12 protein-coding genes are annotated in these 14552 nt (G+C 65.0%); 6 read left to right on the top strand and 6 right to left on the bottom strand.

What is annotated here, in order from left to right:
- Nucleotides 1-3 precede the first annotated feature (3 nt).
- A complete protein-coding gene (locus ACQS5P_RS08190; RefSeq protein WP_428940409.1) occupies nucleotides 4-2091 on the bottom strand; it encodes a tetratricopeptide repeat protein in 2088 nt (695 codons plus the stop codon).
- A gap of 320 nt (nucleotides 2092-2411) precedes the next feature.
- Entirely contained in the window at nucleotides 2412-2771 is a 360-nt protein-coding gene (locus ACQS5P_RS08185; protein ID WP_428940408.1) for a hypothetical protein, read from the bottom strand.
- Nucleotides 2772-3074: 303 nt separating this feature from the next.
- Between ACQS5P_RS08185 and ACQS5P_RS08180 the strand changes: the two genes are divergently transcribed.
- The gene (locus ACQS5P_RS08180; protein ID WP_428940407.1) at nucleotides 3075-4421 is read left to right on the top strand and encodes a ribonuclease D; all 1347 of its coding nucleotides are present in this window, start codon (nucleotides 3075-3077) and stop codon (nucleotides 4419-4421) included.
- A gap of 34 nt (nucleotides 4422-4455) precedes the next feature.
- Complete coding sequence (locus tag ACQS5P_RS08175) at nucleotides 4456-4689, top strand: FmdB family zinc ribbon protein (RefSeq protein ID WP_428940406.1); 234 nt, start codon at nucleotides 4456-4458, stop codon at nucleotides 4687-4689.
- Nucleotides 4690-4791: 102 nt separating this feature from the next.
- Here ACQS5P_RS08175 and ACQS5P_RS08170 read toward each other — a convergent pair whose 3' ends face one another.
- Together ACQS5P_RS08170 and ACQS5P_RS08165 are read right to left on the bottom strand one after the other, a co-directional pair.
- Entirely contained in the window at nucleotides 4792-6195 is a 1404-nt protein-coding gene (locus ACQS5P_RS08170; protein WP_428940405.1) for a flagellin, read from the bottom strand.
- A gap of 125 nt (nucleotides 6196-6320) precedes the next feature.
- The gene (locus ACQS5P_RS08165) at nucleotides 6321-6587 is read right to left on the bottom strand and encodes a hypothetical protein (RefSeq protein ID WP_428940404.1); all 267 of its coding nucleotides are present in this window, start codon (nucleotides 6585-6587) and stop codon (nucleotides 6321-6323) included.
- A 174-nt stretch (nucleotides 6588-6761) separates the two neighbouring features.
- Here ACQS5P_RS08165 and ACQS5P_RS08160 point away from each other — a divergent pair, with 174 nt between their 5' ends.
- The 4 genes from ACQS5P_RS08160 (at nucleotide 6762) to ACQS5P_RS08145 (ending at nucleotide 11411) form a co-directional block, all read left to right on the top strand.
- Entirely contained in the window at nucleotides 6762-7259 is a 498-nt protein-coding gene (locus ACQS5P_RS08160) for a nucleotidyltransferase domain-containing protein (RefSeq protein WP_428940403.1), read from the top strand.
- A 237-nt stretch (nucleotides 7260-7496) separates the two neighbouring features.
- A complete protein-coding gene (gene pheT / locus ACQS5P_RS08155) occupies nucleotides 7497-9503 on the top strand; it encodes a phenylalanine--tRNA ligase subunit beta (RefSeq protein ID WP_428940402.1) in 2007 nt (668 codons plus the stop codon).
- Nucleotides 9475-10449 (top strand): phytoene/squalene synthase family protein, encoded by a 975-nt coding sequence (locus tag ACQS5P_RS08150; protein ID WP_428940401.1) that lies wholly within the window; start codon nucleotides 9475-9477, stop codon nucleotides 10447-10449. The genes pheT and ACQS5P_RS08150 overlap by 29 nt, the downstream gene beginning before the upstream one ends.
- Entirely contained in the window at nucleotides 10434-11411 is a 978-nt protein-coding gene (locus ACQS5P_RS08145) for a hypothetical protein (protein ID WP_428940400.1), read from the top strand. Before ACQS5P_RS08150 ends, ACQS5P_RS08145 begins: the two co-directional genes overlap by 16 nt.
- A gap of 5 nt (nucleotides 11412-11416) precedes the next feature.
- Here ACQS5P_RS08145 and ACQS5P_RS08140 read toward each other — a convergent pair whose 3' ends face one another.
- Nucleotides 11417-13015 carry a PQQ-dependent sugar dehydrogenase gene (locus tag ACQS5P_RS08140; protein ID WP_428940399.1) on the bottom strand — a complete coding sequence of 533 codons (1599 nt, stop codon included), beginning with the start codon at nucleotides 13013-13015 and terminating at the stop codon, nucleotides 11417-11419.
- A gap of 130 nt (nucleotides 13016-13145) precedes the next feature.
- Nucleotides 13146-14081 carry a malate dehydrogenase gene (mdh, locus tag ACQS5P_RS08135; protein ID WP_428940398.1) on the bottom strand — a complete coding sequence of 312 codons (936 nt, stop codon included), beginning with the start codon at nucleotides 14079-14081 and terminating at the stop codon, nucleotides 13146-13148.
- Nucleotides 14082-14552: the final 471 nt, after the last annotated feature.

Here is a 14552-nt window from a genome sequence, read left to right as displayed (position 1 = left end):
CGGTCACTGGCCGGGGTTCATCGGCTGAGACTGAAGTCGGCCGAGCCGCGATTTCAGTTCCTCGAGCATGTCGGATTGACCCGAAGCTGCGGCCAGATCCAATGCACGGCGCACGCAGGCGACGGCCTGGTCGTTGCGCCCCGTCGACGCGTAGGCGTCGGCGAGCTTGATCCATGCCTTAAGGTAATCCGGCTTGTTCCGCACCGCCTGCTCCAAGTGCGCGATCGCCTCGGCAGGCTGGGCCCGACTCAGGTAAATGGCGCCCAGATTATGGTGTGCCTCGGGATAATCCGGCCTCAGCTCCAGCGATTTGTGATGCTCTGCGATGGCCTGATCGACCTGTCCGGCACGAAGCAGCGCCACTCCAAGGTTCAGATGTGCACGAGGATTCTGCGGCGCCAGTTCCACCGCCCGCTGGAGCATGGGGATCGCTTCGTCACCTTGTCCCATTTCGCTCAGCAGCTTGCCCAGGTTGTTGTGGGCCTCGCGGTGACTTGGTTGGATACGCAACACCGCCTCATAACAGTCCAGCGCTTCGGAGCGGCGGCCAAGCTTGGAATAGGCATTGCCCAGGTTGTACAGGGCGGGCACGAAGTTGGGGTTCAGTTGCAACGCGTGGCGGTAATGACGCATCGCCTGCTCGATTTGACCCGCTGCCACCAGAGCCCGGCCAAGGTTCGCATTCACCAACAGGTTGTCGGGCTGGTACTGAAGCGCCTGCTGGAAGAGGGTCACTTCATCGCGGTAGTCGTCCAGACGATGGATGCTGACCCACGCCAGGACCACCACTGCCAGCAGCGTCGCCACGCTGGTTGCCACCAGGGCGTTGGGACTTTCCGCCGTTGCAGGGTCCTGTTCTGTTTGACTGTTTTCACTCTCATCATCCACATCTATTCCCAGCCGGCGGGTCAACCAACCCAGCGCCCTGTATCCGCCGACGACCAGAAGCGTGAGCACCACCGCCAGCGGCAGGTACATGCGTCGCTCGGCGGCCATCTCGGTGACGATCGGCACGATGCTGGTTGGTGCCAGGATCATCAGCGCCACGGCGCCCAGAAACCCCGCCGGCCGCCGCCGCCACAGCCCGATCAGGCTGCCCAGCACGATCAGCAGGATCGGCGTCAGCCAAGGCCAGACCTGCTCCAGCTTCGGCTCCAGCAGAGGCATCTCGTAATGAATGATCAGCGGCGCTGGCCAGAACACCAGCCGCAGGTACATCATCAACACCCTGGTCTGCGTCAGCCACCAGGCCATCAGGCTGATGTGCTGCCGATAAGCCAGACCCGCCGAAGCAGAGCGCGGCCCGTCGATGTTCAGGTACAGCAGCAGTACCCAGCCAAGCGCCAGCCCGGCGTACAAAGGCCAGGACCTTCGCAGCGCCTGCCCAATGGATGTGCGGTCGCCGAGCATGGTGCGCTCGAAAAGCAACACCGCGATGGGAGCTGATACCATCACTTCCTTGCAGGCCATTCCCGCCAGGCACGCCAGCGTCGCTGCCGCCGCCCATACGCCGCGCGTTGCACTGCCCGCTGGAGCCGCCCAGTAACCCAGCGCGCAGCGCATCGTCGCCAGGTAAAACAGTCCCATCATCAGTTCCGTGCGCTGAGTGACATACTGCACCGCCTCGGTCTGTAGCGGATGCACCGTCCACAGCAATGCGATCATCAAAGCCAACCAGTCGGCTGCACCTTCGTAACGGCCGGCGAATCGCTCCAGCCGCAGCGTTCGCCGGATCAGCTCGAACAGCAGCCATCCGCTCAGCACGTGCAGGATCAGGTTGAACAGGTGGTACCCGCGCGGATTCAGCTCCCCGAAAAAGTAGTTGATCGCGAAAGACAGATTCACCAGCGGTCGTCCGGCGGTGGGGTAGTCCCTGGGAGCGCGCAGCGGAACCGACGGCGGCCACAGCGAGCGAATCGTCTGGTTCTGCACGATGCTCGCGTCGTCGTCGAAGACGAACGGTGCGCCCGTTGCCCGGCCGTAGATGTACCAGACGACTGCGGCCAGCAGGATCAGGCACGCAACCCCTGGCAGCGGCCGGCGTGCATGCGATGCAGACTCCAGCCGCTCGCTGGCGACTGGTTCTCCCATATGCGCAGTCGAACTGTTCGCAGCAGCCATGAGAATCATGCCACGACCTGAGGGCCGAGATGACCGGGCGACAGAGCCGCCCGATACTTCGCCTCACAAATGAGCTTCTGGCGGTTACCCGGCATTGCTGAATTGTACTTTTGCCCTCATGGGCTTGCGAACGAACCGAGAGGGGGATGGCGGCCAGCGGCTATCGCCCGCCACACAAGTGCCCAATCCGAACAGCAATCAAAAGGGCGCTGGCTTGAGCAAGCGCCCTGAGCTTCCCGAAGGATTGCATTTGCCGGATCGATGCCGCCCGGATGTGTCGCACCACCTTGTCAAACGGCCGCGCCGGCCAGTTGTCGTTCGCTGTGCGCGGCACGGAGCTGTGCTTCATGGAGCTGCGCCAGCGCGTAAACCGCCGCCTCACGCTCGCAGGCGCCGACGACCGTGCCGTGGCGTTCGTCGGCGGCGTGGCGCTCGTCCAGCGGCTCGCCGGCCGGACCCCACGTCGCCCGGTAGCAGTTGAACATCAGGTTGTGTTTGATGGCCAGCTCCAGTCCCGTGCGGGCGAACTCCCGCTGCACCGCCAGCACCGACGGATACCGCCGTCCGTCTGGCAGCGTCTCCAGCTCCATCCCCACCGTCGGCAGCCAACCCACTTCGTAAAGCCGATCCACCGCATACTCAAGATTCATAGCTACATTCCTCGCTTGCCGGGAATGCCACACGGCCGACTGTCCGGGGGCACCACCGCGGCCGCCGACAGTTGAATCGGCAAGACTAACTTGGGCGCTGCCCGAAATCCATCAAAATCGCGAACAACCGCAGCTTTTCGAGGCCAAATCGCGCAAAATATGCTTGATACGCCCGACCGGTGGCACGAAGTTGCCCCGGGGAGTGTCCGGATAAAACCGCGGCCGGCGGGGCCACGGCGAGGCACAGGTGTTTTTGCGCGCCGCAGCCGCTTCAGCCGCCGACCGCCGCGGGACGGAGAGATTATGGATACATCATCGTCGGCATCTTCCCCATCCTCCCACTCGCCGGCTGGTTCATCCGCCGGTCAGGCCACCCCGCAGCGCTACTCCCGTACCCAGCATCGCGCGCGCCAGCACGCCTCGGCCCATGCCGATGCATCCAACCTCGTCCATGAAAAAATCATCGACCATCCCCTGGTCCCGCCGGGTCCGGGCGAACTGATCACCACCAGCACCGCCCTGGCTGAGTTCATCCAGCACCTCCGCCAGCAACACAGCTTCGCCTATGACAGCGAGTTCATCGGCGAGCTGAGCTATTACCCGCGCCTCTGCCTGATCCAGGCTGCCACCACCCAGCGCATCGGGCTGATCGACCCGCTGGCCGGGCTGGATCTGCGTCCCTTCTGGCAACTGCTGTGCGATCCATCGATCCAGAAGATCGTCCACGCTGGCGAGCAGGATATCGAGCCGGTGCACCGGCTGACCGGTTCGCCCGCCGCCAATATCTTCGATACACAGATCGCCGCCGGATTCGTCGGGCTGTGCTATCCGGTGGGACTGAGCAAGCTGATTCACGAGTTGCTGAAGGTGAAGATCGGCAAGGGATTGACCTTCACGCACTGGGACCAGCGCCCCCTCACGCCGCTTCAGCTCAAATACGCCGCCGACGACGTGCGATATCTGCCTGCGGTTGCCGCCGTCCTGGGCAAACGGCTGGAGGAACTCGGCCACGCCGAATGGGCACGCGAGGAATGCGCCGCGTTGTGCGATCCGCGGCGATACGAGTTCGATCCGCAAAGCAGTTTCCTGCGTATCCGCGGCGCCGGATCGCTCACCCCGCAGCACCTGGCGGTGCTGCGCGAATTGACGATCTGGCGCGACGCCGCCGCACGCGCGCACGACCTGCCCCCGCGAGCCTTCCTCAAGGACGAGATCCTGCTGGACCTGGCGCGCTCACCGGTCAAATCCGTCGAAAAACTCAGCCGGGTCAAGGGGCTGCCGCGACCGATCGAAGCGGCGCACGGCGCGGCGATTGTGGAAGCAACTCTGCGCGGGCTGGCCGTGCCACCTTCGCAGCGCCCGGTCGTCCGCAACATCGAACCCACTCCCAGCCAGCGCTTCGCCGCCGACAGCCTCTTCGCCGCCGCCTCGGCTCTTTGCGCGGGACAGGCGATCGATCCGGCCCTGGTCACCAGCCGTCAGGAAATCGCCGAATTGCACCGCGCCCTGACCCAGGGCATAGAATCTGCCGAGCTGAATCTGCTCAAGGGCTGGCGCGCCGCCGCCTGCGGAAACCGACTGCTTGAGCTGGTCCGCGCCGGCGGCAGGCTGGAGCTGACTTGGCGAGACGGCAGACTTCGCGCATCGTAAGTGAACGGCTGAGCGCTTTCGGAGGAATCCAGACGTGCCGATTTACGAGTACACCTGCAAGAGTTGTAACAGCAAGTTTGAGCGACTGGTGCGGAACATCAGCGAGCAGGACCTGGCCGTGCCATGCCCACAGTGCGGCTCGACGCAGACCGCCCGCATGCTCAGCGTCTTCGCCGTCGGCGCCGAGCAGTCCGGCAGCGCGTCGTCCTCGGCCGCACCCGGCATGTGCTGCCGCTGCGGTGGCCCGGGCCCGTGCCCTGCGGAGTGAGCCGGGCAGGGTTGCCCGGATCGATTTCGGCACGCCCAAAAATCAAGAAAGGCCGGCGCCTTTCGACGCCGGCCTCTCCGGGTTCATCCTGCTATCGTGGGGTTAACCGCCCAACAGCGCCAGCACGTTCTGCGGCGCGGCGTTGGCCTGCGCCAGAACCGACGTGTTGGCCTGAACCAGGATCTGGGCCCGCGTGAGCCTGGCGGTTTCCGCGGCAAAGTCCGCGTCCCGTATCGCGCTCTCGCTGGCCGTCACGTTCTCCAGGGCGATCTGGAGACTGTTGACGTTGGTCTCCAAAACGTTCTTCTGTAGCGCCCCCAGACGCCCACGAAGCGTCGCCACCTGACGAATCGCCGCCGTGATCACCTTCTGCGCCTGGATCGTATTGCCGCCCACCAGCGAGTTGGCCCCGCCGCTGGCCAGGCTCGAGAGGAACCCCACCACCTCATTGCCCAGCTTGGTCGTCGAGACCGAGCTGATCCCGACATGAATCTGCCCCTGGCGGTTGACTTCCGAGCCGATCTGGAAGCGCGCCCCGCCTCCGGTGATCGTGAAGCTGGTCGTTCCCGTCGTCGTGTTCTGCGCAAAGGCCGGGTCCAGGGTCAGACTCAGATCCAGGTTGCCCGTGCGCACCGACGCCACCAGCCCCTTGACCTCCGCCTGCGCGCCGTTGATGTTCACCTGCGCATCTTCGCCAAAATCCTTGCCGTTGACGAACGTGCCGCTGATCGTCTTGACGCTCACGAACTGATCCGAGCCGTACGCGGTTGAGGTGAACCGCAGCACGCCGCCCGAGACCACCGCGCTGACGCCTGTGGCGCCGGCGAGCTGATTGACCGCAAAGGCGATTCCGCTGGTCGCCGTGCCCGACGCGAACGAAAGCTGCTCGGTCCCGATGTTCCCGGCGATCTCGATCGTGACCGCGCCGCTGACGCTGGTCCCGCTGAACTGCACCTCCCCAAGCTCGGCGCTGTTGGTGACTTCCACCGTGATCGTCTGGTAGCCATTGTCCGGGAGCTTGGCGGCGTTGATCTGATAGGCGTCGATCGCCGTGCTCAGCACCCCGCTGGTCGTGTAGTCCAGCGAACCGTTGAGAAGCTTTACCCCGTTGAACTGCGTGGTGTTGGCGATCCGGTTGATGCTGTTGAGGATCGAATCCACCTGGAGCTGGTTGGCCTCGATCTCCTGACGCGACAGCGCCCCGTTGTTGGCCGCCTCGTTGGTCAGCGCCTGGATTTCCAGCAGCAGCGCCGACACTTCGCCCAGTGCGCCTTCGGCCGTGTTGATCACGTTGTTGGCGCGCGTCGAGTTGTCGATCGCCTGGTTGATGCCGTTGATTTCGGAGCGCAGGGTTTCGCTGGCGATCAGCGCCGCCGGCGCGTCCTTGCCCGTGTTGATCTTCAGGCCCGTCGAAAGCCGCTGTAGCCTCGTCGCCAGGTCCTGGTTGTTCTTGCTCAACCGGTTGATGGCCTGGAGCGAAGCGATGTTCGTATTGATCCGACTCATGTGCGTATCCTCCGTGATACCTGGATGAACCCGCGGCAGGACTCCGTGCCCGCCGGTACGGTGATGTCACGTTTGTCTTTGGCGACTGGTGGCTTGCCGTGGACTGATGCGCGTGAAGCAGGCGTTTAGCAGGACGAATGGATCACGCGCTTCTGATGAATCAACTGCTCACGGAAAACCGGATCGCCGATGTCCTGGAGAATCCGAGCCGGCGCTCCGCCCCGGCGGTGTGAGGTTGCGACGAGCGCCGCGATGCGGGTCTCGCCGCGCAAGACGAGTGTGTCTGGGTGGGTGACCTCCTTGTCTGTAAGAACCAAATGTCGCGGCCGCGAATCCGTTCGCCCGCGCCGGGCCGCCGCCGCCGAACCACTGGCGGCGTCAAGCCCCTTCATCCGGGGCAATTGTTCGGCACCACCGACGCGCAAACTTTAGCGGACCGAAGCGCAGATTCCGCGCCGCTCCAGTGGCCAATAAAATGCACCGCGCCGCTCGTGCGGCGGCGGCCGGCAAAAATTGCGCCGCTGAGCCACCTCTCCTGCACAGCCCGCCGCGCGTACGATTCACCCATGAACGCTCTGGATGTCGTTGAGCTTTACTCGACGCTTGAATCGCTGGGGATCAAGGTCTGGATCGACGGCGGATGGGCTGTGGACGCGCTGCTCGGCCGCCAGACGCGACCGCACAGCGATTTGGACATCGCGATCGAACATCGGGACGTTGCCCGCCTTCGCGAGCTGCTCGAGTCCCGCGGCTACCGCGATCTGCCGCGCGATGACACGACCCGCTGGAACTTCGTCCTCGCCGACGCCCAGGGCCGGCAGGTCGATGTGCACGCCTTCGTCTTCGACGCCGCGGGCAACGTCGTCGATGGAATCATGTATCCCGCAGGATCACTCACCGGCACGGGCACGATCGCCGGTCGGACCGTCAACTGTATCGCCCCGCAGTACCTGGTGCAGTTCCACACGGGCTATCCGCCGCGCCCGACCGATTGCGCGGACGTGAAGGCGCTTTGCGAGCGATTCAAGATCGACGTTCCGGAGGAGTATCGCGATGAAAGTTAGCAGTTAGCGCAGGCTTATCTGCCTGTTTCTGTACTCAGGGACAGGGCAGGGCAGAAGGTCCTTTTTCGATCACCAAAGGTCTCTCGACCTCGCCACAGAACCCTCACCCTCACCCTCTCCCGGAGTACCGGGCGAGGGGACTGCGGCCGCTGGTATGCCTGCCACCCTCCAGTCAGCTCCGCCTTGGGTTTCGTTTGACAGGCCCACCACACCGAATAGATTGTCCCATCACGCATCATGAAGATCAGTCTGCAATGGCTATCCGATTTTCTGCCCGGCCCGATTGACGCGCAGGTGGCGGCCGAGGCGCTGACCAGCGGCGGACTGCCGGTGGAGGCCATCGAGCACCACGGCGAGGACACGGTCATCGACGTCGAGGTGACATCGAACCGCGGCGACTGCCTCTCGCATGTCGGCGTGGCGCGCGAGCTATCGGCTCTACTCAATCGACCCTTCAAGCAGATCGAACCCACAGCCGAAGAAGCGCCCACGCCGGTGACATCGGTCACGTCCGTGGCGATCGAGGCGCCGGATCTGTGCCCGCATTACACCGCACGCGTGATCCGTGGGGTAAGGATTGCACCGAGCCCGCAATGGATGCAGCGCAGGCTCGAAGCTGTCGGGTTGCGCCCGATCAACAACGTCGTGGACGTGACCAATTACGTCATGTTCGAGCTTGGCCAGCCGCTGCACGCGTTCGACTTCGACAGGCTCCAGGGGCGGCGGATCATCGTTCGCCGGGCGCGGCCGGGAGAGACGCTGATCAGCATCGACGGTCACGAGAGGCGGCTGACGACCGACATGCTGGTGATCGCCGACGCGCAGCGTGCGGTGGCGCTGGCGGGCGTGATGGGCGGGCGCGACACCGAAGTCTCCGACGCCACCGTCAATGTCCTGCTCGAATCCGCACGCTTCGATCCGCTGTCCGTTCGCACAACCTCCCGCCGCCTGGCCATGAAAAGCGACAGCTCCTACCGCTTTGAGCGCGGCATCGACCCGACGCTGCCGCTGCGTGCCAGCCTCCGCGCTGCCCAGCTCATCCTCCAGACCGCGGGCGGACAGCTCCTCAAGGGCGTGGCCGAAGCAGGCGTGGAACACGCTCCGGTCAAAAAGATCCACCTTCGTCTCTCGCGGCTAAACCACGTGCTCGGGATGCAAATCCCCTCGGCGTCGGCGATGGATGCGCTGGCGCGGCTCCAGCTCAGGCCGGAACTGAAGGACGATCGCATCGAAGTCACGGTGCCGAGCTGGCGGGCGGATCTGAACATCGAGGCCGACCTCATCGAGGAAGTGGCGCGGATCATCGGATACGACAAGATCCCCGTCAGCGATCAGATCCGGATCCGCCTCACGCCGCCTCAGCCGCAGCAGATCACCACCGAACAGATTCGCCAGACGCTGGTGGCGGCCGGGTACTTCGAGGCGATCACGATCACGTTCGTCAGCGATCTGCTGGCCGATGACTTCAAGCCGCCCGAGGTGGCGTTGCCGCGCGCCGATGCGATGGTTCGCAAGGCCGATGCCCGCCTTCGCCCGAGCCTGCTGCCCGGATTGCTGGAAGCGATCCGGCGGAACGAGGCGGCCGGAACCCCCGGCGTGCGGCTGTTTGAGATCGGCTCGACGTTCACGCTGGATGCGAGCGGGCGCGTGGACGAAAGGCGTCGCGTGGGTCTGGCGGCGGGGGCGGACGGGCTGCGGGAAATCCGCGGCGTGATCGAGGCGTTGCTGGGCCGGCTCGATGCCTCGCGAGCGGTGCGCGTCGTGCCGGCCGATGCGCCCGGATTTGCGCGGGGCGCGGCCGGGCGGATCGAGTGGGGCGGGCAGACCGTCGGTTGCCTGGGCCGGATCGACCGACGAGTCGTTGACAAGCTCGATCTGCGCAGTGTGCCCGTCGCCGCGGAGCTGGAGCTGGATCCGCTGCTGGCCGGGGCGCAGCACGTGCCGCAGCTTCGCCCGTTGCCCAAGTATCCGGCGGTTCGCCGCGACCTGTCGCTGGTTGTGCCCGAGCACGTCCGCTTCGACGTCATTCTCCAGCTCATCAACGAGGTGGCGCCGGCGAATCTGGAAGAGGTCGAGTACGTCGGGGTATACCGGGGCAAGCCGTTGGAGAAGGGGACCAAGAGCCAGACGATCTCGCTGATCTTCCGCTCGCCGACCGGGACGCTCACCAGCGAATCGGTCGATGCCGCCGTCAAACAGGTGATCGATGCCGCCCATGCCAGGGGGTTCAAGCTCCGCGAATGAGGCGATCGATTCGGGCGTGGGGGGCGACGCTTCGCGCGCCCGCTGCGATGCCGGGCAGCGCGCCTTTGCGGCGGCCAGGCAACTGTGCCGCCAGGCCACCGGCGGATACTTCTATGCCATCGCGATGCTGCCCGGCGTGCGGCGCGACGCGGCGTGCGCGGTGCTGGCGTTGTGCAGCATGCTGCGGGACGCGATGGCCGCGCCGGGGCGAGAGGCGATGGTGCGCGAGCGCATCGAGGCAATCTACACCGGGGCGCTGCAACTGCCGCTTGTTCCCTTTCGCTCGCCCCAGCAGCACACCCTGCACGCCTTTGAGCTTGCCGCCAGGCAGTTCGAGATTCCCAAACAGGATCTGCTGGATTTTGCCGACGCCTGCGAAGCGGATCTGCATACCGTTCGTTACGCGACCTGGGCGTCGCTGGAAAAACACTGCCGGAGCATCGGCGGCAGCGTCGCCCGGATGCTCGGGTGTGTGCTGGGCATGGCCCACAGCGATGCGGCGCAATACGCGACGGCGATGGGCGCGGCGATGCGGCTGACAAACATTCTGCACGAGCTGCAAGCCGACCTGTCCCGAGGCAGGATCTACCTGCCGCTGGAGGACCTGGCGCGTTGCGGCTACGGCGAGCGACAGCTTCAAAGCGGCCAGGTCAACGACCGCTTCGGCGAACTGATGCGGATGGAAATCGGGCGGGCGCGGCAGTTGTACCGGCAGGCAGCCGAGGGGATCTGCTGGCTGGCGGGCGACAGGTCGCGGCTGGCCGTCTCGATCGTGGCCGTGATGCACGCAAGCACGCTCGATGCGATCGAGCGCGCCGGATACGACATTTTCAAAGGTCAGGTCCGACTGGATATGTTTCAACTGGCGATGCGTCTGCCGCGCGCCCTGCGGCTGGCGCGGCGCACGCCCGATGCGCCGATCCCGGATCGATGCTTCAACCACTGATGCCCACCATTCCGCTGTACAACCCCGCCGCCGCGCCCAACGCCTGGCACGATGTGCGCTGTCCGGGAGGATACGAGTGGTGGCACTTCGACGCCGATGACGCCGCCAACGACCGGCAGGTCATCGTCGGGTTCTTCGACGGCATGCCGATGCATGCGGGATATCGGCGGGCTTTCGTGCGGTACCTGGGCCGGCCGACGCGAATCCCGCCGCCGCTGCCACGAGACTACCGGTTTGTCGGCATCTGGGTCTACGAGCGCGGACGAATCGCCTGCGGATCGCTGCGGCATTATCCGCCCTCGCAGTTCGCCGCTGATTCGACGGCCATGCAGGTCAGTATCGGACCCAACTGCATCAAGCAGGTTGCAGACACGATCAGGCTGACAGTGGGCGGCGGGGGGGTCGAGGCGGAGCTGGAGTTTGTGCCGCGCATTGGGAATCAGCCGCTGGAGCTGTCGGTTGGCTCGCCGGAGCATCGCTGGGTCGTCGTCTCGCCGTTGTGTGATGTGCGCGGCAGGATCGACCTGGGCAAGCGGCGGATCGACTTGCGTGCAGTGGGATATCACGACCACCGCTACGCAACCGCACTGATCAATGCCGCGGCGAGGCCAATCATGCGTGGGCGGGCGATCTTCAATGACATGACGATGGCATTTGAGCTTGGCGGGCCGGATGCAGGCTGTGTGATCAGGGCCAACGCCGCCGGCGCCGCAGAAGTCTGCACATCGCACGCGCTGGTGGTGCAGCAGCAGCGCTGGACATGGCTGGGGCATCGCTACCCGCTGCGGCTGCGCAGCGCAGGCGGGCTGGAACTGTCCAACCCGCGGCTGATCGACATGGGCTTTCACCAACTGCGGCTGGTATATGAGGCATCCATCGACAACAAGACCGGCGGCCGGGCGATCTGCGAAGTGAGTTACCCCGGCCGGCTTCGCTGGCCAGTGGCGGCGTTCTGGCGGTAAATGGGTTACTGTGGCGGTTGCGTGCTGGCCGGTGAGGCCGGCTCCAGCACGAAGATCCGCCCCGATCCCGGTGCGACTTTTTCCTTGCCGCCCCGCATCTTCATCTGCCCCATGTCCAGGATGTACAGCTTTCCGTCCGGGCCGAGCTTGACATCGACCGGGCGCTCCAGCGCCTCGACGTTGCGTCCGATCCTGCTGGCGGGCAGCGGCTCGGTGTTATAGACGAAGTCCTCGGCGCGTCGGGTCACGAGGTTGACGGCGACGAGCTTTCGCCCGATCGGACCGCGCAGCTTCTGCCCGTAGGTTGCAAACGGCGCCCGGTCGCCGCGCAGGGCGATGATCGCGTCGCCGCGATAGTCGGGGAAACGGCTGCTGCCGCTTTCGGGGATGATCACCAGCTTGGACGCCCCGGACTGCGAAGGCAGCGTGCCGAACAGAATCGTGTCGCGGAAGAGGGTGGGGCTTGGCAGGCCGCTGCCCGCGTGGTCGATCACCGCCGAAAGCTCGGGGTAATCGGTACGGATCATGATGTTGGGCGGGGGCAGGAAACGGGCGTCGGAGATCGGCAGCACGTCGGCGCTGTAATCGGGAAATCCGTACCAGGTGCCGGAGATGATCTTCAGCAGCGCGTCGGGATCGTCCCTGACCGGCCGGCTGCCACGCATCTCCATGCCGTTGTTGGTCGCGAAAAGATTGGAGTACTCGTCAAACGCCAGTCCCCGCGGCAGGCGGATGCCATGCGCCTCGACGCGCAGGTCTCCGCCCGTCGGAGACACCGAGTAGATCGCGCTGGTGGGACGGTCATTGGGGGCCTGACGCACGCGAAGCTGATAGCTCTTTCCGAACGGCTGATACGGCGCCGTGCCGACATTGTCGTCTCCCCCGAAAAGCCCTGCATTGGGATTGCGGCTGAAGAACTTGAAGCCGAGCAGCTTGAGGTTGACCGCCGGCAGATCGCAGAAGTCCAGATGGCTCTTGACCCACCCGACCTGCCAGTTGTCCAGCCCGACCACGCCGCTGTTGGTGGCGCTGCCCAGCCCGAACCACAGCTTGCCCGTGGTCGGATGCACCGCAATATCGGTCACGGAATGATCGCCCATGGCCGGAAGATCGCCGACGACGGTCATGCGATTCCCCTGAAGGTCGAAGCGGGTAACCATTCCCCGGTCGCGGGCGTCGCGATGGGTCACATAGATGTAGCCGTTGGCGTAGACCATTCCTCCGATCGGTCCGTACAGCTCGCGACCGCTCTTGAAGATCCCCAGCGTCGGCAGCTTGCCGCCACGTGGATAGATGCTGAAGAACGTGCCGTCAGGCTTGTAGCCGTAGATGCGGGGGCGGAGGTTGTCCACGCCACTTTCGGCGATGAGGATCGAGTTCTTGTACTCGCCTTCATCGGTGACGAAGGCGATCGACGACGGGTTGCTCAGACCGCGCGCAAAGGGCTTGAGCTCATACCCGGCCGGATACTCGACAAACCTGCGGTCGATGGGCTTGCGGGTTGCTTCGGGCACGAGCGTCGGCCCGGGGGCGCATCCCGGCGCAGCCACGATCAGGAGCAGGAAGATCCCAAGCCCGGCAAGCAGCGCGCGAAGGTGTTTCATCGTCACCCGATACAGATACCCGCAAGGCGGGGGTTTGTCATATCGCGTGGAGCAACGCAACACAGACACCAGAAGCCCGGGCACGAAGGCGCAGAGTACTCGGCCTCGCCTGCCTGCATGCGTTGCGGCCTCACATCTTGACCGCCTTGACCAGTTCCTTCACGTGATCGACGCTGGACTGGAACATCCTGCGTTCCTGCTCGTCGAGTTCGATCTCGATGATTCGCTCGACGCCCTCGCAGCCCAGCACGCACGGCACGCCCACGAAGTACCCGCCGATGCCGTATTCCCTGTCGCAGTAGGCGGCGCAGGGCAGCAGTCGCTTCTTGTCGCGGATGATCGACTCGGCCATGGCGATGGTGGCGGCGGCGGGGGCGTAGTAGGCGCTGCCGGTCTTGAGCAGGCTGACGATCTCGGCTCCGCCGTTGCGGGTGCGCTTGACGATCTCCTCCAGCCGCTCGGGCCTGATGAGCTGCGTGACCGGGATTCCGCCCACCGACGTATAGCGCTTCAGCGGCACCATGTCGTCCCCGTGCCCGCCCAGCAGAAGCGCCGAAACGTCCTCGACGCTGACGTTGAGCTCGGCGGCGATGAAGCTGCGGTATCGCGCCACATCCAGCACGCCCGCCTGCCCGACGATCCGCTTCGTCGGGAACCCCGAAGCCTTCCACGCCACGTACACCATCGCGTCCAGCGGGTTGGACACGACGATCATGACCGCGCCCGGCGAGTACCTGGCGACGTTCTCCGCGACACTCTTGACGATGCCGGTGTTGATGTTGATCAGGTCGTCGCGGCTCATGCCCGGCTTGCGCGCCACGCCGGCCGTGACGATCACCACGTCGCTGTCGCGGGTCGGCTCGTAGTTGGTGGCGCCGGTGATCCTGACATCGAAGCCTTCGATCGGCGAGGCCTGGAACAGGTCCAGCGCCTTGCCCTGGGGCATGCCCTCGACCTGCGGGATGTCCACCAGGACGATGTCGCCCAGTTCCTTCGAGGCCGCCCAGTGGGCGCATGTCGCGCCGACATTCCCGGCGCCGATGATGCTGATCTTGGCTCGTTTCATGGGGGGTGATTCCTTTCCGACGGGGAATTATCGGGAAATGGCGGGCGGATTCAATCTGGCCGAGGCGTAACTGGGTTCTGGCCCATCCAAGTGCTCGTCGTTCTTGAATGCCTGCCTGCCCATCGCAAGCCCGCCGCCGCGGGAAAAATGTAGTCGTGGTTAGTCATATGTAGTCGCGCGAGCAGGAATCTGCCACGGCTGGCTCCGGACGAGCTAGGAACGATTGCCAAAGATCGTCCGCCGGCGCGCACGACGAGCGCCGGCGGTCCACTCCCCCGCATCAAGATCGGATGGGCGATGGCGGCAGTTAAGCCCCGAATCCGCCCGAACTCGCCATCGCGGAAATGCGGCCGCCTTTCTGCGTCTCTGGCCGCACTGGCCACTGGGAACCTGAAGGGCGACGTCCACCCATTGCCCGTTGCGACAGCGATCTTCGCCGAAATCAGTGATGTCTGATGTCCCCTTTTCCCC

The sequence above is a fragment of the Fontivita pretiosa genome (assembly GCF_050410795.1).
Lineage (GTDB): Bacteria > Planctomycetota > Phycisphaerae > Tepidisphaerales > Tepidisphaeraceae > Fontivita > Fontivita pretiosa.
Note: the sequence above shows the minus strand (reverse complement) of the source record. Positions and strands in the feature narration are given on the sequence as shown.

Excerpts from the sequence above, each read along its gene's own strand:
- mdh (WP_428940398.1), bottom strand. The coding sequence starts at position 14,081 with ATGAAACGAGCCAAGATCAGCATCATCGGCGCCGGGAATGTCGGCGCG.
- ACQS5P_RS08145 (WP_428940400.1), top strand. The coding sequence starts at position 10,434 with ATGCTTCAACCACTGATGCCCACCATTCCGCTGTACAACCCCGCCGCC.
- ACQS5P_RS08160 (WP_428940403.1), top strand. The coding sequence starts at position 6,762 with ATGAACGCTCTGGATGTCGTTGAGCTTTACTCGACGCTTGAATCGCTG.
- pheT (WP_428940402.1), top strand. The coding sequence starts at position 7,497 with ATGAAGATCAGTCTGCAATGGCTATCCGATTTTCTGCCCGGCCCGATT.
- ACQS5P_RS08185 (WP_428940408.1), bottom strand. The coding sequence starts at position 2,771 with ATGAATCTTGAGTATGCGGTGGATCGGCTTTACGAAGTGGGTTGGCTG.
- ACQS5P_RS08170 (WP_428940405.1), bottom strand. The coding sequence starts at position 6,195 with ATGAGTCGGATCAATACGAACATCGCTTCGCTCCAGGCCATCAACCGG.
- ACQS5P_RS08140 (WP_428940399.1), bottom strand. The coding sequence starts at position 13,015 with ATGAAACACCTTCGCGCGCTGCTTGCCGGGCTTGGGATCTTCCTGCTC.
- ACQS5P_RS08165 (WP_428940404.1), bottom strand. The coding sequence starts at position 6,587 with ATGAAGGGGCTTGACGCCGCCAGTGGTTCGGCGGCGGCGGCCCGGCGC.
- ACQS5P_RS08190 (WP_428940409.1), bottom strand. The coding sequence starts at position 2,091 with ATGGGAGAACCAGTCGCCAGCGAGCGGCTGGAGTCTGCATCGCATGCA.
- ACQS5P_RS08180 (WP_428940407.1), top strand. The coding sequence starts at position 3,075 with ATGGATACATCATCGTCGGCATCTTCCCCATCCTCCCACTCGCCGGCT.
- ACQS5P_RS08150 (WP_428940401.1), top strand. The coding sequence starts at position 9,475 with ATGCCAGGGGGTTCAAGCTCCGCGAATGAGGCGATCGATTCGGGCGTG.